At 67.7% G+C, this 21,515-nt stretch carries 22 protein-coding genes; 9 read left to right on the forward strand and 13 right to left on the reverse strand.

The genetic code is table 11. From position 1 onward, the window contains the following. Positions 1 to 116: 116 nt before the first annotated feature. Positions 117 to 662, reverse strand: a complete 546-nt coding sequence (locus MNQ99_RS03960) for a COG4315 family predicted lipoprotein (RefSeq protein WP_241914526.1) — start codon at positions 660 to 662, stop codon at positions 117 to 119. Between the two features lie 267 nt (positions 663 to 929). Here MNQ99_RS03960 and MNQ99_RS03965 point away from each other — a divergent pair, with 267 nt between their 5' ends. Next, a complete protein-coding gene (locus tag MNQ99_RS03965; RefSeq protein ID WP_127512949.1) occupies positions 930 to 1,427 on the forward strand; it encodes a sigma-70 family RNA polymerase sigma factor in 498 nt (165 codons plus the stop codon). Then, positions 1,424 to 2,080: an anti-sigma factor family protein gene (locus tag MNQ99_RS03970; protein ID WP_127512948.1), complete on the forward strand. Its 657-nt coding sequence runs from the start codon at positions 1,424 to 1,426 to the stop codon at positions 2,078 to 2,080. The genes MNQ99_RS03965 and MNQ99_RS03970 overlap by 4 nt, the downstream gene beginning before the upstream one ends. Positions 2,081 to 2,103: 23 nt before the next feature. On the opposite strand, the gene trmB is transcribed toward MNQ99_RS03970, so the two are convergent. Next, complete coding sequence (gene trmB / locus MNQ99_RS03975) at positions 2,104 to 3,015, reverse strand: tRNA (guanosine(46)-N7)-methyltransferase TrmB (protein ID WP_127512947.1); 912 nt, start codon at positions 3,013 to 3,015, stop codon at positions 2,104 to 2,106. Between the two features lie 238 nt (positions 3,016 to 3,253). Here trmB and MNQ99_RS03980 point away from each other — a divergent pair, with 238 nt between their 5' ends. Beyond that, on the forward strand, positions 3,254 to 4,987 hold the full coding sequence (locus tag MNQ99_RS03980) for a DEAD/DEAH box helicase (protein WP_241914527.1): 1,734 nt from the start codon (positions 3,254 to 3,256) through the stop codon (positions 4,985 to 4,987). A gap of 427 nt (positions 4,988 to 5,414) precedes the next feature. After that, on the forward strand, positions 5,415 to 5,846 hold the full coding sequence (locus tag MNQ99_RS03985; protein ID WP_127512945.1) for a YccF domain-containing protein: 432 nt from the start codon (positions 5,415 to 5,417) through the stop codon (positions 5,844 to 5,846). A gap of 87 nt (positions 5,847 to 5,933) precedes the next feature. Here the strand turns inward: MNQ99_RS03985 and MNQ99_RS03990 are convergent, their stop codons facing one another. Continuing rightward, entirely contained in the window at positions 5,934 to 6,404 is a 471-nt protein-coding gene (locus MNQ99_RS03990) for a pyridoxamine 5'-phosphate oxidase family protein (protein WP_241914528.1), read from the reverse strand. A gap of 232 nt (positions 6,405 to 6,636) precedes the next feature. On the opposite strand from MNQ99_RS03990, the gene MNQ99_RS03995 reads away from it, so the two are divergent. Then, the gene (locus MNQ99_RS03995; protein WP_241914529.1) at positions 6,637 to 7,203 is read left to right on the forward strand and encodes a YceI family protein; all 567 of its coding nucleotides are present in this window, start codon (positions 6,637 to 6,639) and stop codon (positions 7,201 to 7,203) included. A 98-nt stretch (positions 7,204 to 7,301) separates the two neighbouring features. Here MNQ99_RS03995 and MNQ99_RS04000 read toward each other — a convergent pair whose 3' ends face one another. Beyond that, positions 7,302 to 7,862, reverse strand: a complete 561-nt coding sequence (locus MNQ99_RS04000; RefSeq protein ID WP_241914530.1) for a HutD/Ves family protein — start codon at positions 7,860 to 7,862, stop codon at positions 7,302 to 7,304. 19 nt (positions 7,863 to 7,881) lie between these two features. Beyond that, a complete protein-coding gene (locus tag MNQ99_RS04005) occupies positions 7,882 to 8,409 on the reverse strand; it encodes a GNAT family N-acetyltransferase (RefSeq protein WP_127512942.1) in 528 nt (175 codons plus the stop codon). A 230-nt stretch (positions 8,410 to 8,639) separates the two neighbouring features. Here MNQ99_RS04005 and clpB point away from each other — a divergent pair, with 230 nt between their 5' ends. After that, a complete protein-coding gene (gene clpB, locus MNQ99_RS04010) occupies positions 8,640 to 11,264 on the forward strand; it encodes an ATP-dependent chaperone ClpB (RefSeq protein WP_127512941.1) in 2,625 nt (874 codons plus the stop codon). A gap of 85 nt (positions 11,265 to 11,349) precedes the next feature. Here the strand turns inward: clpB and MNQ99_RS04015 are convergent, their stop codons facing one another. Next, positions 11,350 to 12,537: a septum formation family protein gene (locus tag MNQ99_RS04015; protein WP_241914531.1), complete on the reverse strand. Its 1,188-nt coding sequence runs from the start codon at positions 12,535 to 12,537 to the stop codon at positions 11,350 to 11,352. A 265-nt stretch (positions 12,538 to 12,802) separates the two neighbouring features. Here MNQ99_RS04015 and MNQ99_RS04020 point away from each other — a divergent pair, with 265 nt between their 5' ends. Next, positions 12,803 to 13,033: a DUF3073 domain-containing protein gene (locus tag MNQ99_RS04020; RefSeq protein WP_127512939.1), complete on the forward strand. Its 231-nt coding sequence runs from the start codon at positions 12,803 to 12,805 to the stop codon at positions 13,031 to 13,033. A gap of 201 nt (positions 13,034 to 13,234) precedes the next feature. Here the strand turns inward: MNQ99_RS04020 and MNQ99_RS04025 are convergent, their stop codons facing one another. From MNQ99_RS04025 to MNQ99_RS04050, 6 genes are all read right to left on the reverse strand, one after another. Continuing rightward, entirely contained in the window at positions 13,235 to 13,798 is a 564-nt protein-coding gene (locus tag MNQ99_RS04025) for a 2'-5' RNA ligase family protein (protein WP_241914532.1), read from the reverse strand. 103 nt (positions 13,799 to 13,901) lie between these two features. After that, a complete protein-coding gene (gene purM, locus MNQ99_RS04030; protein ID WP_127512937.1) occupies positions 13,902 to 15,017 on the reverse strand; it encodes a phosphoribosylformylglycinamidine cyclo-ligase in 1,116 nt (371 codons plus the stop codon). Beyond that, complete coding sequence (gene purF, locus MNQ99_RS04035) at positions 15,014 to 16,564, reverse strand: amidophosphoribosyltransferase (RefSeq protein ID WP_127512936.1); 1,551 nt, start codon at positions 16,562 to 16,564, stop codon at positions 15,014 to 15,016. The genes purM and purF overlap by 4 nt, the downstream gene beginning before the upstream one ends. A gap of 72 nt (positions 16,565 to 16,636) precedes the next feature. Further along, positions 16,637 to 17,122, reverse strand: coding sequence for a hypothetical protein (locus MNQ99_RS04040; RefSeq protein ID WP_241914533.1), 486 nt, complete (start codon positions 17,120 to 17,122; stop codon positions 16,637 to 16,639). Between the two features lie 10 nt (positions 17,123 to 17,132). Further along, entirely contained in the window at positions 17,133 to 17,495 is a 363-nt protein-coding gene (locus tag MNQ99_RS04045; RefSeq protein ID WP_241914534.1) for a sterol carrier family protein, read from the reverse strand. Positions 17,496 to 17,510: 15 nt separating this feature from the next. After that, positions 17,511 to 18,515, reverse strand: a complete 1,005-nt coding sequence (locus tag MNQ99_RS04050) for an asparaginase (protein WP_127512934.1) — start codon at positions 18,513 to 18,515, stop codon at positions 17,511 to 17,513. A gap of 66 nt (positions 18,516 to 18,581) precedes the next feature. Between MNQ99_RS04050 and purD the strand changes: the two genes are divergently transcribed. Both purD and MNQ99_RS04060 read left to right on the forward strand, forming a co-directional pair. After that, entirely contained in the window at positions 18,582 to 19,901 is a 1,320-nt protein-coding gene (gene purD / locus MNQ99_RS04055; RefSeq protein WP_241914535.1) for a phosphoribosylamine--glycine ligase, read from the forward strand. A gap of 7 nt (positions 19,902 to 19,908) precedes the next feature. Next, positions 19,909 to 20,871 (forward strand): phosphoribosylaminoimidazolesuccinocarboxamide synthase, encoded by a 963-nt coding sequence (locus tag MNQ99_RS04060; RefSeq protein WP_241914536.1) that lies wholly within the window; start codon positions 19,909 to 19,911, stop codon positions 20,869 to 20,871. On the opposite strand, the gene MNQ99_RS04065 is transcribed toward MNQ99_RS04060, so the two are convergent. Continuing rightward, complete coding sequence (locus tag MNQ99_RS04065; RefSeq protein WP_241914537.1) at positions 20,849 to 21,484, reverse strand: hypothetical protein; 636 nt, start codon at positions 21,482 to 21,484, stop codon at positions 20,849 to 20,851. The genes MNQ99_RS04060 and MNQ99_RS04065 overlap by 23 nt on opposite strands. Between the last annotated feature and the right edge of the window lie 31 nt (positions 21,485 to 21,515).

Below are 21,515 nucleotides of genomic sequence, written 5' to 3' on the forward strand. Positions count from 1 at the left end.
CTGCTGGCGCGGCCTCTGCGAGCACGGACCGGGGAGCGCAGGCGGACGTGCCGTGGCAAGGGAACCCGCAGCTACCCTGCCCCAACTGGGCAGCTGCGGGCGGATGGTGGCGCGGATTACTTGATCATGTCTCCGTTGGGGGCGACGACGTACCAGACCTCGTTCACGTCCTGCCCGGTGGTGTCGCCGGGGGCTTTGTCCTGGGCCCAGTAGTAGATGGGCATGCCGTTGAGGGTGACTTGGTGCTTCCCATCGGGAGTGTCGATGAGCCCGACCTTGGCGGTGACTCCGTCGAGTTTCGGCTCTGTCTCAGCCAGCACAGGCGGCCACGCCGCCAAGCAATCGCCAGTGCAGGCGCTCTTGCCCGAGTCGGGAACGTCTTTGGTGAAGTAGTAGACCGTCATGCCTGCCCCGTCTACAACGATTTTGCCGAGGTTGGTGTCCGCGGTGGCCAGCGTGTCGGTAGCGCCGGCCATTTCCCCGCCGGTCTGCCCGCCCTCCGACATCTGCGGGGAAGACGATTCTGTGGCCATGCCGGATTCGCTCGCCGGCGGCGCCTGTGTCGCTGCGGGCTCTTCCGTGCCGGAGTTGCCGCCACAACCGGCCAGGACCAGCATGCCAGCGGCCAGCAGGGCGGCCCGGGCTGTCTGTGTGATTTTCATGAGGGTTCCTTTGCCGTCTCCCGGGTGCTGCCCGGAGTGCGGTGCCGCGGGGCGCGACCCGCTATTGGAAAAGACGCCGCACGCGCCCACAATGGTTCAACGCCGGGCGATCGGGATTTCCGCCACTGGCGATTTTCGGTGCGGCTGAACCGGAAGGCCGCCGCCGTCGTCGTACTGGATAGAAGAGCCGGGACGGCACCGGCGCCGCCGGTTAGCGACCGCCGTCGGTTAGCGACAGGGCGGTTCCCGGCCAGGGAGGAGGCGGCCGTGTCACTCGATGACGAGGCTGTGGCCCGTCTCTACCGCGAGCATGCCACAGCGCTGCGGCGGTTCGTGCGCGCCGCCACCTCCAACGCGGACCAAGTGGAGGACGTTGTCCAGGAAACGATCCTGCGGGTGTGGAAGCGCGGCCCGGAAACGGAGAATATGCGCGGCTACCTGTACCAGACTGCCCGGCACGTCATCATCGACGGTTACCGGCGCCGCAGCCGTAGGCCGGAGGAGACCGGATGGGGCGAGGACGAGCCCGCCATTGAAGAAGACCAGTTTGATCGACTACTGCTGCGCGTGGTCATGGAGGAAGCCCTGGCACGAATCAGTACGGACCACCGCAACATCATTTTGGCCCTGCACTACCAGCGGCTCACCGCTGCCGAGGCTGCGCAGTCGCTGGGCATTCCGCTGGGCACCGTGAAGTCGCGCGCGTTTTATGCCGCGAAGGCCCTGCGGTCGGTACTGGATGAGATGGGGGTGGGTCAGTCGTGAACACCAGCGAGGAACAGCACCAACTGCTCGGCCTCTATATCCTGGGCGGGCTGGACCGTCATGAGCGGGCGGCATTCGAAGAGCATCTGGCGGACTGCCTGGAGTGCCGGCGTGACGCGGCCGAACTGGAATCGCTGCCGGATCTGTTGGACGCGCTGCCGCGCGGCGCGGCGCTGGACTTGGAATCCCCGCCGCCGCAAGAACTCGAGGAACGCACCCGCGAACTCGTGGATGAACTGGCCCTGCGGCGCCGGAAAGAACGACGCCGGTGGACCGGGCTGGTGGCAGCCGTGGCGGGGGTGTGCCTGGTGGCCGGGGCATCGGTCGGGCCGCTGCTGGCCCAGCAGCCGCAACCGCCGTCGGATACCTACACCATGACTGCCGACGGCGGCCTGCAGGTTGAGCTGGCCCTGGTGCACAAGACCTGGGGGACGGAGATGGACGTGGCCGGGGAGAAGTTGCCCCAGGACGGCATCCTCACCCTGTGGGTGACCGGTAAGTCCGGTTACACCTACCAGGTGGCATCCTGGCAGGCCACCCCGGCCGGCCGGGCCACCCTCACCGCGTCCTGCGCCATGGACACCGACGAAATCGCCCTGGTGGAACTGCGCAACGACGCGGATGCCACGCTGGCGGCAGTGACCACCAACTGAGTCCGGCCGGGGAGCGGAGCGGATCAGTTCCTGCGGTAGGCGAGGTCGAAGATCATCCGTCCCGCGTCGTGCGCCTTCTGCTCGAAGCTGGTCATGGTCCGGCCGTCGAAGCGGGGTGCCCAGCCGCCCAGCTCGTCCATGCCTTCGCCGGTGCTGGCGTTGCCGGTGCTGACGGGGACCTTGCCCTCGCGGACCGGCGCGCCGCCGACGACCCCTTCGACACCGCTCTCCCAGACCTGGGTCAACGGGCTGTCCGCGCCGGTGCGCTCACCTTCGTGCAGGTTGCTGAAGTCCGGCGAGGCATCGACGACCCGGCGCATCTGGATGGCGTAGTCGGACCAGTCCGTGGCCAGCCGCCAGGTCCCGCCGGGCTGCAGCACCCGCGCAGCGAGCTCCACGAAGCTTTCCTGCACCAGTCGGCGCTTGTGGTGGCGGGTCTTGTGCCACGGGTCGGGGAAGAACACCCAGAGCTCGGACAGCGAAGACTCGGGCAGCATGGTGGCCAGGGCGTCCGGTGCGTTGACCTGGGCAACGCGGACGTTGGCCAGATCCCGCTGGCCGATCCGCAGCAGGGTCTGCGCCAGTCCGGGACGGTAGACCTCCAGGGCCAGGAAGTTCCGTTCCGGATCTTGTTCGGCGGCATGGCAAACGGCTTCGCCCAGGCCGGAGCCGATCTCCACCACCAGCGGCGCGGAGCGCCCGAAGGCTGCCGCCGCATCAAAGACGTAGTCCGGGTCCACGGTGGTGTCGCCGCCGTCCCGGGGGAGGTCGACGGCGAACTTCGGGGCGTATTCGTCCCAGGCCTGCTGGCGCCGGCCCTGCAGCCGCGAGCCGCGGCGCACAAAGCTGACCGGCTGGGCGAGGTGGATGGGCGGCGTGAGGCGCGCACCGTCGTCGTACGCGGAAGAATCAGGGGTGGGGGAGTTGCTGGTCATCCCTACCAGCGTATCGCCAGTGCGGGTGCGGCCCGGCCGTGCTGTTAGACTGGGGGTACTCGAAAACGCAATAGACGCGTTTTCCTGCGTCGATGAACGCTTTCATTTGCACCGCCGCTTTTCCGTCAGATGACGTGACCGGGCTGATCCGGGGCGGTTGGCACTGTCTGATTTTTCTTCGGCGACCCTGGGCTAACCTGCCGCGGGGACACTGACCGGAAGATATTCGCACTTTATTATGACTACTTTTGCTGCCCTTGGCGTGCCCAAGCCCCTCGTTTCGAAGCTCGCCGCCGATGGCATTGAGGCCCCCTTCCCCATCCAGACCGAGACGCTGCCCGATACGCTGGCCGGCCGTGACGTGCTGGGCCGCGGCCGCACCGGATCCGGCAAGACCCTGGCCTTCGCGCTGCCGATGGTGGCACGGTTGGCCGAGCGCGAAGCCGCCCATTTCCGCAAGCCGGGACGCCCGCTGGGCCTGGTGCTGGCGCCGACCCGCGAGTTGGCCACGCAGCTTAACAACACCATTGAACCGTTGGCCGTCGAGCTGGGCCTGAACACCACCGTGATCTACGGCGGCGTTTCGCAGCAGCGGCAGGAAAAGGCGCTGCGCGCCGGCGTCGACATTGTGATTGCCTGCCCCGGCCGGCTTGAAGACCTGATGAAGCAGAAGATCATCACGCTGGAATCGGTGGAAATCACCGTCCTGGACGAGGCAGACCACATGGCCGACCTGGGCTTCCTGCCCGTGGTGAAGAAGCTGCTGGACACCACACCGACCGGCGGCCAGCGCATGCTGTTCTCCGCCACGCTGGACAACGGCGTGGACAAGCTGGTGCAGCGTTACCTGTCCAGCCCGCTGACCCACTCCGTGGACGACCCGCAGGCCGCGGTCACCACGATGGAACACCACGTGCTGGTGACCCGCGATGCTTCGGAAAAGAAGCAGGTGCTCAACAAGCTCGCCGCCGGCACCGGCCGACGCGTGCTGTTCACCCGCACCAAGCACCACGCCCGCAAGCTGGCCAAGGCCCTCACGGCTGCCGGCATCCCGGCGGTGGACCTGCACGGCAACCTGTCGCAGAACGCCCGTGACCGCAACCTGGCCGAGTTCTCCACCGGCAGCGTGCGCGTGCTGGTGGCCACCGACGTGGCGGCCCGCGGCGTGCACGTGGACGAGGTGGAACTGGTGATCCACGTGGACCCGCCCACCGAGCACAAGGCGTACCTGCACCGCTCCGGCCGGACCGCCCGCGCCGGTTCCGACGGCACCGTGGTGACCTTGGCGCTGCCGGAACAGCGTCTCGAAGTCGGCAAACTGATGAAGGCCGCCGGCGTGGACGTGGCCTTCGAGAACGTCACCGCCTCCTCCGAACTGCTGGCGAACCTGGTGGGCGAGGTCGCCGTACCGGTGGATCCGCAGTTGCGGGCCCAGCAGCAGGCATCGAAGCAGCCCCAGCGCGGCGGCGGTACCTCTACCGGCGCCAACGCCCAGCGCAAGCGTGCCCTGCGAACCGGCAGTGGCCGCAGCGGCGGAGGCTCCCGCAGTGGCGGAGGAGCCCGCACCGGCGAAGGAGCCCGCGCCGGCGAAGCCCGCCAGCAGGCCGGCGCCGCGCGTGGCGGTCGGTCCGAGGGCGGCCAGCGCCAGTCCTCGCGCGGCGAGAACCGTGGTGGCCGCTCACAGGACGTTGCGGCCCCCAGCCATGGCAGCCACCGGAGCGCCACCGGCAACTCGGGCTCCGGCGGGCGCCAGGGCCAGGCCGCAGCAGGTAGCCGCGCCGGCTCGGGTGCACGCTCCGGCGGTGCCGGTCGCACGGGCGGCGCCCAGCGCGCCGCCGGCGGTTCGCAGCGTTCTGCCGGCGGCACCCGTCCGGTGTACCGCTCCGAAACACCGGCTGCCGAGCGTCCGGCACGGCGTGGACCGCGCCGCGCAACGGCTCCGGCGTCGCAGGAGAAGCGCCGGACCAGCTAGCCAAGCCGGCTAGCCAGGCCGGGGCCCGGCTCCGGACCCATCCGCACTAACGAAGGCCGCAGGGCTGACCCTCCATTTGGAAGGGCTACCCCGCGGCCTTCGTGCTGCCCGCGGCCCTGGCTGCACGGTGCCTTCGCTGCCGGGTGCCTTCGCTGCCGCAGGCGGGGTGATCCGTGGCCAGATGCATCGTCGTCGTCCATATCAGGGGGTGTGCGGGGTGATCTCGGCGAGGACCCCCGTCCTAACGACGAGGGCAGGGGCCGTGGAGGATGATCTCGGCGCCTAGCCCTGACCTGGGCGATGGATGGGCGCCCCACACGCGGCCACGCCCGCTTTCCGATCGTTGGAGGGCAGGGCCTTGCAGCTCAGGGGTTATTCAGGGGCGCCCCGCATAGCGGTCGGCGGCAGCAGCAGTCAGAATAGTGGGATGAAGGCCCTTCTGAACATTATCTGGCTGCTCTTCGGCGGCATCTGGCTGGCCTTGGGATACTTCCTGGCCGGCATTGTGTGCTGCCTGCTGATCGTGACCATCCCATTCGGCATCGCGTCGTTCCGGATTGCAGGCTACGCGTTGTGGCCGTTCGGGCGCATGGTGGTGGACCGAGGCGGACGCACCTACTTCCTGTCCACGCTGGGAAACATCATCTGGTTACTGGTTGCCGGCATCTGGATCGCGATCGGGCATGTGCTGACCGCCATCGCGCAGGCCATCACCATCATCGGAATCCCGCTGGCGATTGCGAACCTGAAAATGATTCCGGTCTCCCTCACGCCGCTGGGCAAGGAGATAGTGTCCACCGACCGGACGTTCCGCGGTTTTGTCGCCGGCTATCAGCCGGGCACTGCCAACTGGCGCTGATCTCCACGGCTTGCCCGCGCCGGCGGCCACCGCCGGCCGCCCCACAGCGTCCTACCGGGCCGCGCGCATCGGCCGCCGGGCAGCGCCCTACTCGATCCGGAACCGGTGGCTGTCGCTGAGCCCCGGGCCGCGGCGGGCCGAGGCCGGCACCACAAACCGCCGTCCGGTCACGACGGACGGGACGATGCGGACGAAATTGTTCTTCTCGCCGGACTGCCACGGGAACAGCGGCAGCATGGCCGATTCCAGCACGTCGTCGATGCTGGTCATCCGCTGGGCGCTGCCTCGCGCCACCACGCTCCACGCGACGCTGGTGTCCGGATTGAAGCCGTCGACCTCCATCGCTACCTCATTCGCTAAGGCAGCGTCGAGCTTGGTTCCCGGGGCGGAACGGAACACTATGCTTCCGTGGTCCACCACGTAATTGACAGGGAAGATCTCCGGGTGGGACTCGACGATGACTCCGAGCCGGCCGAAGTCGGCGCTGCGGAACAATTTCCAGCAATCGTCCGCCGGTAACTGGGTAGTTGATGACGGCATCTCGTTCGCGGTGGTCATGGCATCAGTGTATTGGTCCCCGGCGGGCCGGGACAGGGGCTGGAGCACACCGGGCGCGCGCGCGTTTGCCGCCGGAGGACCGGCTCGGAATTTCAGCGTCAATGTGGTGCATTGCTCCCCATTATGTGTTGGAATTACCACACGAGCCGCACGCGGCTGAAGGGGACGGCCAGGCGCATCGTTCAGTCATTGGGGGAGACAGCGCCTGTGCCCACGAGGAGGAGGCTCTGCCATGTCCGAACTGACTTCGGATCTATCCGGCGAGTGGCGGTTCGATCCGGCGCATACGCGCATCGGCTTTTCCACCCGCCACGCCATGGTGACCAAAGTCCGGGGAGCGTTCAACGACATCGAGGGCGTCATCCACGCAGACGTGGACAACCCTGCCAATTCCTCGGTCAGGCTCACCATCAAGGTCGCCAGCATCGATACCCGCAGCCCGCAGCGCGACGAGCACCTGCGGACCAACGACTTCTTCGACGCGCCAAACTACCCGGAGATCACGTTCGTCAGCACCCGGATCGACCAGGTGGAGGCCGGAAACTTTATTGTGAACGGCGACCTCACCATCCGCGGCGTCACCAAGCAGGTGGCGGTGCCGATCGACTTCATCGGCGTGGAACGGGACCCCGGCGGCCAGCTGCGCGCAGGCTTCGAAGGTTCCCGGCGCATCGACCGCCAAGAGTTCGGGGTCAAGTGGAACACGGCACTGGATTCGGGCGGCATGCTGGTTTCGGACCGCGTGATGCTGGAATTCGAGGTCTCCGCCGTCAAGGTAGAGTCCGCCGCCGGGCGGTAAGCGGGCAGTAAGAGAGTCCTGACCACGCCTGGCCGGAGGCCGCCACCTTCGCCGGCCTGGTCACCAGCCGGCCTTGGTCACCAGTCAATGAGCCGCGCTCAGTCCTCGTCCGGATAAACCGAGACCAGCGCCGCGAAGCCGCGCCCGCTGACCTCCGCGGGAACCGCCGAGCCGGCCACTGTGTCGTAGGCTTTCAGCGGGTGGGCCGTGCCGTCCGCCGTCGCCTGCGCCTGGCCCTGCAGCAGCACCAGGAACTGTCCGTCGGCAACGGCCAGCGGCCGCTTCTTGGAGAGTTCGACGATCAACAGCCCCGCACCCCAGGCCCCGCGGCGTGCCATCACGTTCAGCGCACGGCACGGTCCGGTGGGCAGGCTGCATTCGGCGCTGCTGCCGCCGTCGAACCGGAACGGCCGGAAGCGCTCCATCTGGTGCTGGGTTCCGTCCACGGTCAGGAAGGCGACGTCGCCGTCCACCACGGTGAAGATCCGGTCCATGCCGGGAAACTCGGAGAAGCTGCCGTCGGTACCGATGTCCGCCAGGCTCAGCCGCCACGCCGGGAGCCCGTCAGCGCCAACGTCGCCGGCGGCCACCTCCCGGGTCACTCCGCCGCCGTTCCGCCACCGCTGTTCCTTCAGCGACGCTGCAGGGATGATTTCCATGGGACTCCTTGTCCGGATACTAAAGCTGCCGGTCCCAGTTCAGCACATATGCATCTTGGTAGCCGTCCGGGCCGCTGATGGCAGCCGCCGCATGGCGTTCGAAGCCCAGCGACGTGACGATGCGGATGGAGGCGGCGTTGTCCGGATGAACCAGCGCCAGGACGGGCGGCAGCTCCAGGAACTCATTGATATGAACGACGACGGCACCCACCGCCTCGCGCCCGTAACCTCGGTGCCACACGGCGGGGTCGAACCTGTAATAGAGGTTCAGCACCGGCCGGCCGGACAACGAGACGTGCTTGACCCCGGCGAAACCGATGGGTTCTTCGCGGCCGGGCAGGCGGACGGCGAAGTAGCCCACCCCGTGGTTCTCCCACTGCGCTTCCCATCGCTGGAACAGGCCGTCGGCTTCCTCATTCCATTGCAGCGCGTCCGAAGGATTGAAGCGCGTGGTGCGCCGGTCGGAAAGGATGCGGAACATGGCGTCGATGTCTCCGGGAGTCGGCTGGTTCAGCAGCAGCCGGGCCGTTTCCAGCATCGTTTCCATTGACCGCCCACCTCGGTTCAGAATATTTGAGCACGTCCCGCCTACAGCCTAGGCGTCCGGGGCACTTCCGGGCAGGCCGGGGTAGGGACAGGATGGTAGGTGTCAACGGGTGCCGCAGCCTGTGGATAACTTTACTTTGAAAGTTGAGTTGACTAGACTCAAGTTAGTCAATTTGACCAGCACCGCTGCGGCTGGCCGGATCCATCACGGAGCGAAAAGGGAGATGAACGTTGGACGCTAAATTCACCACCAAGAGCCAAGAAGCGCTGTCGGCCGCCGCCATGAATGCGTCGACGGCGGGCAATCCGCAGATCGAGCCGGCCCACCTGCTCAAGGCGCTGATGGACCAGCGCGACGGCGTGGCCGTTGCCGTGCTGAAGTCAGCCGGGGCCGATCCGGATTCGGTGAGCGTGCAGGCGAGTACCGCGATCAAGGCGCTGCCGTCGTCGTCGGGGTCTTCCGTAGCCCAGGCACAGTATTCCCGGGGTTTACTCCAGGCGGTGCAGGCGGCACAGCAGGAGGCCGAGAAGCTTGGGGATTCCTATGTCTCCACCGAACACCTGCTGCTGGGGCTCTCGACGGACAGTGCCGCCGTCGGGAAGATCCTGCGCGACGCCGGGGCCTCCCATGAGGCGCTGCTCGCCGCCCTGCCGGGTGTGCGCGGAGACCGGAAGGTCAACAGCGCGGATCCCGAGAACACATTCCAGGCGCTGGAGAAATTCGGCACCGACCTGACCGCCATCGCGCGGTCCGGCAAGTTGGATCCGGTGATCGGCCGCGACGCTGAAATCCGCCGCGTAATCCAGGTGCTCTCGCGCCGGACCAAGAACAATCCGGTGCTGATCGGCGAGCCCGGCGTCGGCAAGACCGCCGTGGTGGAGGGGCTGGCACAGCGGATGGTGGCCGGCGACGTGCCCGAATCGCTGCGCGGCAAGACGCTGATGTCGCTGGACCTCGCCGCCATGGTGGCCGGCGCCAAGTACCGGGGCGAGTTCGAGGAGCGGCTGAAGGCCGTGCTGGAGGAGATCAAGAACTCCGACGGGCAGATCGTCACCTTCATCGACGAGATCCACACGGTGGTGGGCGCGGGGGCGTCCGAGGGATCGATGGACGCCGGCAACATGCTCAAGCCGATGCTGGCCCGCGGCGAGCTGAGGCTGATCGGGGCCACCACGCTGGACGAATACCGCGAGAACATCGAGAAGGACCCGGCGCTGGAGCGCCGCTTCCAGCAGGTCTACGTGGGCGAGCCGAGCGTGGAGGACACCATCGGCATCCTGCGTGGGCTCAAGGAGCGCTACGAGGCGCACCACAAGGTTTCGATCGGCGACTCGGCCCTGGTGGCCGCCGCGACGCTGTCCAACCGCTACATCTCCGGCCGGCAACTGCCGGATAAGGCCATTGACCTGGTGGACGAGGCCGCCTCGCGGCTGCGGATGGAAATCGATTCGGCGCCGGAGGAGATCGACCAGCTGCGCCGCGCCGTCGACCGCCTCACCATGGAAGAGCTGGCGCTGGCTAATGAAACGGATGCGGCCTCGCGGGAGCGGCTGGAAGCGTTGCGCGCCGACATGGCGGACAAGAAGGAACAACTGGCCGGCCTCAACTCCCGCTGGGAAGCGGAGAAGGCCGGGCTGAACCGAGTGGGCGACCTGAAGGCGAAGCTGGACGAGCTGCGCTCGCAGGCGGACAAGTCCCAGCGCGAGGGCGACCTGGCGGAGGCTTCCCGGATCCTGTACGGCGAGATCCCGACGCTGGAGAAGGAACTGGCCAAAGCCCAGGCTGCCGAAGAGCAGGGCGGCGCCGGCCGCGACCTGATGGTCTCCGAAGAAGTGACCGCGGACGACATCGCCGAAGTCATCTCGGCGTGGACCGGCATCCCGGCCGGCCGCATGCTGCAGGGCGAAAGCCAGAAGCTGCTGCACATGGAGGAGTTCATCGGCTCCCGGCTGATCGGCCAGAGCCAAGCCGTTGCTTCCGTGTCCGACGCCGTGCGGCGCGCGAGGGCGGGGATCAGCGACCCGGACCGGCCCACCGGCTCGTTCCTCTTCCTGGGGCCCACCGGCGTCGGCAAGACGGAGCTGGCCAAGGCGCTGGCGGACTTCCTGTTCGACGACGAACGCGCCATGGTCCGGATCGACATGAGCGAGTATTCGGAAAAGCACTCCGTGTCCCGTCTGGTCGGCGCACCGCCCGGATACGTGGGCTATGAAGAGGGCGGCCAGCTCACCGAGGCAGTCCGCCGGCGCCCTTACTCGGTGGTGCTGCTGGACGAGGTGGAGAAAGCCCATCCCGAGGCCTTTGACATTCTGCTGCAGGTGCTCGACGACGGACGCCTCACCGACGGGCAGGGCCGCACCGTGGACTTCCGCAACGTGATCCTGGTGCTGACCTCCAACCTGGGCTCGCAGTTCCTGGTGGACCAGTCCCTGGACCAGGAGAAGAAACGCGAAGCCGTCCTGGGCGTGGTGCACGCGAGCTTCAAGCCCGAGTTCCTCAACCGGCTGGACGACGTGATCATCTTCGACCCGCTGAGCATCGACGAACTGTCCCGGATCGTGGACCTGCAGGTGGCCTCGCTTGGCGCCCGGCTGGCCGACCGCCGGCTGGCCCTGGAGGTCACGGACGCGGCCCGGGAATGGCTGGCGCTGACCGGCTTCGATCCGGCCTTCGGTGCCCGGCCGCTGCGCCGGTTGGTGCAACGCGAGATCGGCGACAAGCTGGCGCGCGGCCTGCTGGCCGGTGAGATCAGCGACGGCGACACCGTGCTGGTGGATGCGCCGGAGATCGGCGCCGAGGGCGGGGCCGGCGGCCTCACCGTGCAGGCACAGGTGGGCGCGGTCCGCAACGGCTAAGGCCGGAGCGCTGAGCGCTCCCGGAACTGAAAAGTCCGGCGACGCCGCATCAGCGGTGGTCGCCGGACTTTCGGTTTCAGCCGAGTTACTGGCCGATCAGAGTGCCGGTGATCTGTTCGCCTTCGGCGGCGATCTTGAAGCAATCGATCCTGCGGTCGCCCTGGGCCCAGGTTTCCTTGGACGGCATCCCGTAGGAGTCCTTGAGCTCGGGCGCCTCTGCCGCGGCGTCGTTCAGGACGACGGCGGTGCAGACCGCCTGCGCCTTGATGTTCAGTTCGTCGGCACCCGGGAACTCTTCATCGGCGCCGTAGGAGAACGTTCCGACCAGCTGGGCCGTGTGCGGGGTGTCGCAGGTGACCACGGTGGCGTCGCGCATCACGGCTTCGAACTCGGTGAAGCACTGGCCCTGCTTGAAGTCGAACGGCGAGACGTCCTCGGCAACCACTCCGTCGGCATTCGCCGTCTCGGTCTCGCTCTGGGACGACGAGGGGCTGGCCGCCCCGCCGGCCGGCGAGCTGCCGGTCAGGCTGGAAACGATGATGGCGATAATCACGATGGCTACAACGACCACCGCGCCGATGATGATCAGCGGCTTCCAGTCGATGTTCCGACCCGAGCCGGCAGCGGAATCCTCGGCGGCGGCGTCGTCGCCCGCGCCGTTCGGGGGTGTGGCTCCGGCGGGGGTCGAATACCATTCCTTTTCCGGCGAGGAACCGTCGGTGCTCGCCGGCGCGGAGTCCCAACCCGACGGCGGGACCGCGGGTGAGGTGGTGGAGGCGGCGGGTGACGACGGCGGGACGGCTTCCGGTGCGTTCGCGGTCGGGACTGCGGGTGATGTGAGGCCGGCTGCCGGTGCGTCGGCGGCCGGGACCACCCCAGCGTTGTCCACCTGGGCCTGATCGCCCGCCGCTGCTCCGGCAGGTGCGGTGCCGCTGGCCTTGATAGCACCGTCGCCGAGCTCGCCGCCGGCTAGCCGACCAACAGCCTCGGCTTCCTCCTCCACGGCCTGTGCTTCGGCTTCAACATTCGCCAGGTCGGCCTCGGCCGCAATTTCGTCGCTGATGTGTGCCTGGCTCAGGTGCGGTTCAGCCAGCTCAACGTCGTCGGCACTGACTTCGAGCTCAACGTCGTCGGCAGTGACTTCGAGCTCGACGTCGTCGGCACTGACGCGGAGATCGGGTTCGGGCAGGTCGAGGTTCTCCGCGTCGAGGCTCTCCGGGCGCTCCTGCGGAGGCCTCCCGCGGTCGTCAGGCCGCTTGTCCTGTTCGCTCATGGGGAAACTTGCCTTCCGTGCGTGTTGTCCTCCAGGAGAAAAGGAGAACTGGTCCACGATGACTTTAGCCAACAATCCCGTTGTGCGGCACGATTTTGTCGTTTCCGGACGTGGGGGAGCCGCTTCGCGGCGACTGGCCGCCCTGCCACGAGCAGAGTGGAAAACCATGTACCCTAGAGGTACGACAGAATTGATCAATTATTCCGGAGCCTCGTGCGCAAGCCGTGCGACCACCTCCGGATCGACGTACAAAGGGGGTCACGCCATGGGGCGCGGCCGTCAGAAGGCAAAAGCAACCAGGCAAGCCCGGGACATGAAGTATTACAGCCCGGCCACTGACCTCACTGCTCTCCAGCGCGAACTCGGCGCTGCGAAACGCCACACCTCCGACGCATTCTCCGATATTCCGCCTGAGCCGGATTATTCGGGTTATGAGGATAAGTACGCGGATCAGTACGACGACGACGAGGACGAAGGCAGCCGCAACGTCGGTTAGCCAGCTTCGGTCGCTACTTCCTGTCAGGGCCCTTTCGGTCAGGCTCAACGCTCCTGAACCATCAGGGGGTCCGGGCTGAACACAGTTCCGGGTTGCCTCCGAGGGGCTTTAATCTGGCTGCGCGTAGCCGCGGCACCGTGGAAAGTCCGTCTCCTTGCCGGCGGTGGGGCTGATTATTCAGATCCCCCACCGTCGTCCAGGTCAGGGGCTGTAGGGGCTATTTCTCGGCGCCATTCCCTGAGCTGGCCCGACCTCAGGGGCGGTGGAGGGTGTCTTCGGCGCTGTCCCCAGACTTCCCGCCAAGTTCCACACGGCGAGGACCCGCCGGTGTTTTGAATCCCCGTCGGGCCGCATATCCACCAGCGCAGCTTGCTCCACGCGGACAACTTCGCCCGGCTGAAGCCGTCCTTCCGCCTGGTGGCTGATGTGGGGGCGGAAGTTCTGCCGGGCGTGCTGCGGGCTGAGCAGGTGGACGTCCGTACCGAGGGCGTCGAACAGGCGGTCGTGCAGCAGCTGCAGTTGGGGATGTGGCTCCAGCAGCGAGACCGGCACGGAATGGTTTCTGCCGAAGAAGTCGTCCGCTCCGGTGCGGACATCAAACTCCAGCAGGCCGGCGAATGCGCGGCCGATCCGCTCGCCTACGCCGTCGGCCGGCTCCTTGCTGTCGAAGCGCGCCAGCGTGATGTGCAGCGGCCAGTCGCTCCGCGGGAACGTGCGCCCGGCCCGCACCGGCCGGATGAACACCACCACCACGTACGCACCCATACGCCCAGTGTCCCACCGGGTATGGATCGTCAACATGTCCGGCAAAGCAAAACCGCCCCTGCACCGGATTACGGTGCAGGGGCGGTCGGGTGTCCGGGACGGCTCAGGCGTATGAATTGACCAGGTGGACGGCCCCGCCGTCCACGCCCTTGGCGCCTTGGACAAAGTCGACGCCGCCCAGCGAGGCGTCAATGGGAGCAACCTGCCCCATGACCCAAGCGGGCATGCCGCGCTCGTTCAGCCGCTGCAGGGCGGCATCGGCCCCGGCGGCATCCACGATGGCGACCATGCCCACGCCGAGGTTGAGCGTCCGCTCCAAATCGGCCTGCGGCACGTTGCCGAGTTCGGCGATGAGCTTGAAGATGGCCGGCAGCTCCCAGGTGGAGCGGTCCACCGTGGCCATCAGCCCTTGCGGCAGCACACGTGCGAGGTTGGCGGCCAGGCCCCCGCCGGTGACGTGGCTGAAGCCGTGGACTCCGGCCGCTTCAAAGCGGGCCAGATCCAGGCAATCTGCGGCGTAGACGCGGGTGGGCTCCAGCAGTTCCTCGCCCAGCGTCCGGCCGAACTCGGTTACCTGACGGTCCAGCGCCCAGCCGGCGTGGTTGATCACGCGTCGGACCAGGGAGTACCCGTTGGAGTGGATGCCGGAGGATGCCATGCCGATCACGACGTCGCCGTCCTTGACCCGCTCCGGACCGAGCAGTGCGTCGGCCTCCACCACCCCGGTGGCCGCTCCGGCAACATCGTATTCGTGCTCGCCCAGCAGGCCGGGATGTTCAGCCGTTTCGCCGCCCACCAGCGCGGTGCCGGCCACCTCGCAGGCGGCCGCGATGCCGCGAACGATGTCCGCGATGCGCTCGGGGACCACCTTGCCGCAGGCGATGTAGTCGGTCATGAACAGCGGTTCCGCGCCGACCACCACAATGTCGTCGACGACCATGCCGACCAGGTCGAAGCCGATGGTGTCGTGGATGTCCATGGCCTGGGCGATGGCGACCTTGGTGCCCACACCATCGGTGGAGGTGGCGAGCAGCGGCCTGCGGTACTTCAGCAGCGCCGAGACGTCGTACAGCCCGGCGAAACCGCCGACCCCGCCGATCACGTTGGAGTTGTGCGTGGCCTTGATGGCACCCTTCATCAGCTCAACCGCCCGGTCGCCGGCTTCGACGTCGACGCCGGCGCTGGCATAGGTGATCTGGCCCTGTTCGGGGGAGGTCATACTCGCTCTTTCTTGTCTTCGGCGGTCAGGAGGTTCTCCAGGTCCGAGTCCGGCCCTGGGTCGCAGGAGCCGTGCTCCGGTTCGTCGCCGCGCTCGAGCAGATTCTTGCCCAAACGGTCCGCGGACGGCAGTTCGATCGGATACTCGCCGGTAAAGCAGGCGGTGCACAGCTGCTCCCGAGGCTGTTCGGTGGCTTCGATCATGCCTTCTTCGGAGATGTAGCCGAGGCTGTCGGCTCCGAGGGACGCCCGGACATCTTCGACGCCGATGCCGTTGGCGATCAGCTCGGCCCGGGTGGCGAAGTCAATGCCGTAGAAGCAGGGCCACTTGATGGGCGGCGATGAGATCCGCACGTGCACCTCCGCCGCACCGGCCTCACGCAGCATGCGGACCAGGGCCCGCTGGGTGTTGCCGCGGACGATCGAATCGTCGATCACTACCAGCCGCTTGCCTTGCACGACGGACTTCAGCGGGTTCAGCTTCAGCCGGATGCCCAGTTGGCGGATGGTCTGGCTGGGCTGGATGAAGGTCCGGCCCACGTAGGCATTCTTGACCAGGCCTTGGCCGTAGGGGATGCCGGAGGCTTCGGCATAGCCGATGGCTGCCGGTGTTCCGGACTCCGGCGTGGGGATCACCAGATCGGCCTCGACGGGATGTTCCTTCGCCAGCTTGCGGCCCATCTCCACCCGGGCAGCGTGGATGCTGCGGCCGTTGATGGCGGTGTCCGGCCGGGCCAGGTAGACGTACTCGAAGACGCAGCCGGCGGCCTTTTTCTCGGCGAAACGCTGCGAGCGCAGCCCGTTCTCGTCAATCGCGATGAATTCGCCGGGCTCAATTTCGCGGACGAAGGAAGCGCCGACGATGTCCAATGCGGCGGTCTCCGAGGCCACCACCCAGCCGCGCTCCAGCCGGCCGAGTACCAGCGGACGGACTCCGGCTGGGTCGCGGGCAGCGTACAGGGTGCCTTCATCCATGAACGTGAAGCAGAACGCGCCGCGCAGCTTGGGCAGCAGTTCCAGCGTGCGCTCTTCGAGCGACTGGCCTTCCTGACCGGCCATCAGCGCGGTGACCAGCGCGGTGTCAGTGGTATTGCCCTGGGCCATTTCGCCGCGGTCGGGCTTGCCGAATTTCTCCAGCACCTTCTCGTACAGCTCCGCGGAGTTGGTCAGGTTGCCGTTGTGTGCCAGCGCCACCGTGCCGGTGGCAGTAGCGCCCAGGGTGGGCTGTGCGTTGGCCCAGGTGGAGTCGCCCGTGGTGGAGTAGCGGCAATGGCCGACGGCGATGTGCCCGGTCAGCGTGTTAAGCGTGGTTTCGTCGAAGACTTGGGATACCAGGCCCATGTCCTTATAGACGTTGATGCGTTTGCCGTCGCTGGTTGCAATCCCGGCGGACTCCTGTCCGCGGTGCTGCAAAGCGTACAGGCCGTAGTAGGTCATTTTTGCTACTTCTTCACCGGGGGCCCAGACGCCGAAGACGCCACAGGCATCCTGGGGTCCCTTTTCGCCGGGAAGAAGATCATGGGAGAGTTTTCCGTCACCGCGTGCCACCCGCTTATTCTCTCATGTGCCCGGCGGACAGCATCACCGAGGTGATGGGAATTACGGCCGTCGGCCGGCAGGTTACGTCCGGCGTTCGCCTTCGGATTCGCCGTCTGGTTCGCCGCCGGCAGCTGCGCTGCTGTCCCGCTGCGTGGACTCGCCGGGAACTTCATTGCGGTTCGCGGGGGCGGCGGGCTGGTCGTGACCCGGAGCATCTGACTGGCCGGCGTCCACCACGGAGCCAGCGGAGACGTCCTGCCCCGGCTCGGCAACGGCCGTCGCCGGCTTGGCACGCTTGACGCTGACCCGGTCGATGACCAGGAACAGCAGCGATCCGATCAGCACGCCGGCCAGTGCGAACAGCACGGCCAGGAAGGCGAAAATGGTGCCGCGGGTGAAGTCGGGGTTCTCCGGTCCGGTGTAGGCGGAGACGGCGGCAGCAATGACGCCCACCAGCGCCCAGATGAGGACGAAGGGCACGAATTTCGGCGCCCGGCGGACGGTGACGTCCCGGTGTTCCGGCTCAGCCTGCCGGTCGTCGCGGGCCGGTTCTTGCTCAGAAGTCATGCATTCCAGCCTACCGGGCGAAGAGCGGCAGCCTGTCAGCCAGTCCGGCCCTCAGGCCAGAGGCAGCGACCTTGCCGTCGGCGACGGCGCTGTCCCACCCGAGGGCGCCGGTCACCAGTGCCAGCCACGTGGCGGGATCGGTTTCCACCACGTTCGGGGGAGTGCCGCGGGTATGTCGCGGACCTTCGATGCACTGGGCAACCCCGAACGGCGGTACCCGCACTTCCACACTGTTGCCCGGAGCGCGCTCGGAAAGTTCCTCCAGCGCGTACCGCACCGCCGTGGCGGTGTTCTTCCGGTCGGTGGCGCCCGCCCGCCACGCAGCCAACGCGGCGTTGCCCTCTTCCGCCGAGATCCGGCGTCGTGCTCCCATAGCTGGTGCTCCGGCTCAGTCCAGCAGGGCGACCATGGGCGGTGCCAGCCGGAGCCGGCCAACAGGCTGGCCGCCGCCGAGCACCGGCTTGACCACTTCCTCCAGCACCGGGCCGACCTTGTCCACGTCGATGGCGTCGCAGGCGGCCAGCAGGGTCAGCGCGATCAGCGAGCCGGCGCGGGAACTGCCGTCCAGGATCTTCACCGCTACCGAGACCCCCGACTGCGTACCCATCACCATCACGCCTTCGGCGCCGGACTTAGCGATGATCTCCAGTTCCTGCATCACCACGGTGTTCTCCTGGCCGTACCCGTGGACCGCCCACGGGTAGTCCAGCATGGCGGTGGCGATGGTGGCCGCGCGGGCATCCGCGTTCTTGTCCGCCGGGGCCTTGGCCAGCTTGCCGACGGCCCGGGCGAGGCCGGTCAGGGACAGCGCCGGCGCCGGGGCGCCGCAGCCGTCGACGGCGATGTGCTCGATCTTCTCTTCGGCGTATTCCTCAAGGACTTCCATCACCCGGCGCTGGAGCGGATGGTTCGGCTCCAAATAGTTGCGGGTGTTCCAGCCGTTCTCCACGCAGGCCCACAGGAAGGCGGCGTGCTTGCCGGAGCAGTTGAAGGCCAGCCGCTGCTGGCCCCGGTCGGTGCGGACCAGCCAGCCGCGCGCCTGTTCGTCCTGCGGCCAGGCCGGCGGGCAGCGCAGATCGGCATCGGTCAGGCCGGCGGCCTTGAGCATGCCCTCCACCACGTCCATGTGCTCCAGCGATCCCACGTGGCTGGCACAGGCCAGGGCCACCTGGTCGCCGCGCAGCGGGACGCCGGACTGCATCGCCGCCAGGGCCTGGAAGGGCTTGAGCGTGGAGCGCGGGAAGATCGGGGCGGTGATGTCGCCGAGCTCGGTCACCACGGTGCCGTCCGCGGCCATCACGACGGCGGAGCCCAGGTGGCGGGATTCGATGAAACCGTTGCGTTCAACGACGGCCAGTTCTACGGCATCCGCGGCTTTGAATGTCTCGGGCATGGACTTAGTTTAGGTCCGGCGCAACAACTTCGAGGCTCCGCCCCGCGCCAAGTAGGGTAGTTCTTTGTGAAGGTACTTGTGATCGGCCCCGGTGGCCGCGAGCACGCAATAATCCGTTCCCTGTTGGCCGATCCGTTTGTGACCGAGGTCCATGCGGCCCCCGGCAACGCCGGCATCGCGCAGATCGTGCCCACCCACCCGGTGGACGCCAGCGATCCCGCCGCCGTCACCGCGCTGGCCCAACGGCTGGAATCCGACCTGGTGGTGGTGGGTCCGGAGGCGCCGCTTGCCGCAGGTGTGGCGGACCCGTTGCGCGCGGCCGGCATCCCGGTGTTCGGCCCCAGCAAGGAAGCCGCCCGGTTGGAGGGCTCCAAGGCCTTTGCCAAGCAGGTCATGGCCGCGGCGAACGTGCCCACCGCCATGGCGCATGTGGCCACCAACGCCGAGGAGGCAGCTGAGGCCCTTGATGCCTTCGGCGCGCCGTACGTGGTCAAGGACGACGGACTGGCTGCCGGCAAGGGCGTGGTGGTGACCGGGGACCGCGAGGCCGCCCTGGCCCACGCCCAGGCCTGCTTCGACGCCGGAGGCTCCGTGGTGATCGAGGAATTCCTGGACGGCCCGGAAGTCTCCCTGTTTGTGATTTCCGACGGCGAACGCGCCATCCCGCTGGTGCCCGCGCAGGACTTCAAGCGGATTTTCGACGGCGACGAAGGCCCGAACACCGGCGGCATGGGCGCCTACACTCCTTTGCCCTGGCTGCCGGCCGGATTCGTCGATGAAGTGATGGACCGCGTTGCGCTGCCCACGATCCGCGAGATGGCCAACCGCGGCACACCGTTCGTTGGCGTGCTGTTCTGCGGTCTGGCCGTGACCCGGCGCGGGGTACGCGTCATCGAGTTCAACGCCCGCTTCGGCGATCCGGAAACCCAGGCCGTGCTGGCCCGGCTGCGGACGCCGTTGGGCGGACTGCTACTGGCCGCGGCCAAGGGGGAACTGGACGACGCCGAACAGCTGGTGTGGTCCAGGAGGTCCGCGGTGGCAGTGGTGCTGGCCTCGGAAAATTACCCGGGGACGCCGCGCACCGGCGACCGGATTCGCGGGCTGAAGAAGGCCAACGCAATGGACAACGTGCATGTGATCCACGCCGGAACGGTGTTGGACGAGAACGGCAAGGTAACCAGCGCCGGCGGGCGGGTGCTCGCCGTCGTCGCCTTGGGCGAAGACTTGGTGGAAGCCCGCGAGCGGGCCTACGACGGCATCGGCACTATCGGCCTCGAAGGCTCGCAGTTCCGCAGCGACATCGCCTTGTTGGCAGCCCAAGGCGAAGTCACCGTGCCCGAACCGGCCACGCACGACGTGCCCCAGGCCGAAGCACAGAGAGACTAGGAACGCCATGGCATTCGCCCCCGACGTGTTGGAACTGCCCGGCTGGAAGCACGTCTACTCCGGCAAGGTCCGCGACCTGTACGTGCCGGCCGTGTCCCAGCAGGTGGAGACCTCCAGCGAGGACATCGCCGCCGAAGGCCTGCTGGACCAGCGCAACGACACCGTCCTGGTGGTGGCGAGCGACCGGATCAGCGCCTTCGACCACGTGCTCTCCAGCGAGATTCCGGACAAGGGCCGCATCCTCACGCAGTTGAGCCTCTGGTGGTTCGAACAGCTCGCCGCAGGAGAGCGCCCGATAGCCAACCATGTGGTGTCCACGGATGTGCCCGAAGCCGTCGCCGGCCGCGCGATGGTCTGCAAGAAGCTGGGCATGTTCCCGGTGGAATGCATTGCCCGCGGTTATCTGACCGGATCCGGGCTGGAGGAGTACCGGCAATCCCGGACGGTCTGCGAGCTTCCGCTGCGCGCGGGCCTGGTGGACGGCTCCCGGCTGGAGCCGGCCATCTTCACCCCGTCGGCCAAGGCCGAGGTCGGCGAGCACGACGAGAACATCACCTACGACGCCGTGGTGCAGACCGTGGGGGCGGAGACCGCCGGCCGGCTGCGCGAGCTGACCCTGACGATCTACACCCGCGCCGAGGAGATAGCCCGCGCACGCGGAATCATCCTGGCGGACACCAAGGTGGAGTTCGGCATCGATCCGTCGACGGGGGAGATCACCTTGGGGGACGAGGTGCTGACCCCTGACTCCTCCCGGTTCTGGGATGCGGACACGTACGAACCCGGCAAGGCGCAGCCGTCCTTCGACAAGCAGTTCGTGCGCGACTGGCTGACCTCGCCGGCCTCCGGTTGGGACAAAAACAACAACTCAAACACCCCGCCGCCGGCGCTGCCGGAGGAGATCGTGCAGAAAACCCGGGCCCGCTACGTGGAAGCCTACGAGCGGCTCACCGGCCGGAAGTTCGCCTGACCGGCAGGAAAGCTCGGCCGGCTTCCGGGAGACGGCTTTGCGGGCCGGTTTCCGGGAGGCGGCCCGCTGCCCGCTCTGCCTCTGTGAGGCGTGCCGCGGCTTCGGCGACCGCCGTCGCGAAGCAGCCGGCACCGCCGTCGTCGGCCGGACCCAGGGAGCGCAGCGCATCGGCGCGTTTCATGGCACGGAGCATCGCCGCTGTCTCCGGCCGCGAGACATCCGACATGTCCGGGTAGTCGATGGCCAGGGCCGGATCCAATTCGTACACCAGCCAGCGGGTGCGGGCAGCATCGTGGCGGGCGGCCGCTTCATGCCAGTCGCGCGTGTCCTGGTAGCGGACGGCGGCGGCGGCCCGGCGGGTAATCCGCCAGACAGCGGGAGCGGCGCAACCGGCGGCGAGCAGCAGCCAGAGCGGCACGGCCGCCGGGAAGAGCGCAGCGGCGGCGAGCACCACGGTCAGCGCGCAGCAGAGCCCGGAAAAGCAGTACCAGAACGCCGTATCGGCGTCAGGGGAGCGGCGCAGGCCGCGTTCGACCGCGTAAGAGGTCAGGAAAACCACAGCCGCCAGCACCACGGTGGCCACGGCCAGCTGCGCGAACTGTGCAAGGAACATCTGCACCCCTGAGGGACGGAGTTACCTCTAT

This window comes from Arthrobacter sulfonylureivorans (genome assembly GCF_022637435.1).
Classification (GTDB): domain Bacteria; phylum Actinomycetota; class Actinomycetes; order Actinomycetales; family Micrococcaceae; genus Crystallibacter; species Crystallibacter sulfonylureivorans.

Bases quoted from the DNA above. Each gene is read 5' to 3' on its own strand.
- MNQ99_RS04025 (WP_241914532.1), bottom strand. From the start codon at position 13,798: ATGGGTGCGTACGTGGTGGTGGTGTTCATCCGGCCGGTGCGGGCCGGG.
- MNQ99_RS04020 (WP_127512939.1), top strand. From the start codon at position 12,803: ATGGGGCGCGGCCGTCAGAAGGCAAAAGCAACCAGGCAAGCCCGGGAC.
- MNQ99_RS03985 (WP_127512945.1), top strand. From the start codon at position 5,415: ATGAAGGCCCTTCTGAACATTATCTGGCTGCTCTTCGGCGGCATCTGG.
- MNQ99_RS04050 (WP_127512934.1), bottom strand. From the start codon at position 18,515: ATGCCCGAGACATTCAAAGCCGCGGATGCCGTAGAACTGGCCGTCGTT.
- MNQ99_RS04040 (WP_241914533.1), bottom strand. From the start codon at position 17,122: ATGACTTCTGAGCAAGAACCGGCCCGCGACGACCGGCAGGCTGAGCCG.
- MNQ99_RS04000 (WP_241914530.1), bottom strand. From the start codon at position 7,862: ATGGAAATCATCCCTGCAGCGTCGCTGAAGGAACAGCGGTGGCGGAAC.
- MNQ99_RS03980 (WP_241914527.1), top strand. From the start codon at position 3,254: ATGACTACTTTTGCTGCCCTTGGCGTGCCCAAGCCCCTCGTTTCGAAG.
- MNQ99_RS03995 (WP_241914529.1), top strand. From the start codon at position 6,637: ATGTCCGAACTGACTTCGGATCTATCCGGCGAGTGGCGGTTCGATCCG.
- MNQ99_RS03990 (WP_241914528.1), bottom strand. From the start codon at position 6,404: ATGACCACCGCGAACGAGATGCCGTCATCAACTACCCAGTTACCGGCG.
- MNQ99_RS04015 (WP_241914531.1), bottom strand. From the start codon at position 12,537: ATGAGCGAACAGGACAAGCGGCCTGACGACCGCGGGAGGCCTCCGCAG.
- MNQ99_RS04045 (WP_241914534.1), bottom strand. From the start codon at position 17,495: ATGGGAGCACGACGCCGGATCTCGGCGGAAGAGGGCAACGCCGCGTTG.
- MNQ99_RS04065 (WP_241914537.1), bottom strand. From the start codon at position 21,484: ATGTTCCTTGCACAGTTCGCGCAGCTGGCCGTGGCCACCGTGGTGCTG.
- trmB (WP_127512947.1), bottom strand. From the start codon at position 3,015: ATGACCAGCAACTCCCCCACCCCTGATTCTTCCGCGTACGACGACGGT.
- purM (WP_127512937.1), bottom strand. From the start codon at position 15,017: ATGACCTCCCCCGAACAGGGCCAGATCACCTATGCCAGCGCCGGCGTC.
- MNQ99_RS04005 (WP_127512942.1), bottom strand. From the start codon at position 8,409: ATGGAAACGATGCTGGAAACGGCCCGGCTGCTGCTGAACCAGCCGACT.
- MNQ99_RS04060 (WP_241914536.1), top strand. From the start codon at position 19,909: ATGGCATTCGCCCCCGACGTGTTGGAACTGCCCGGCTGGAAGCACGTC.
- MNQ99_RS03960 (WP_241914526.1), bottom strand. From the start codon at position 662: ATGAAAATCACACAGACAGCCCGGGCCGCCCTGCTGGCCGCTGGCATG.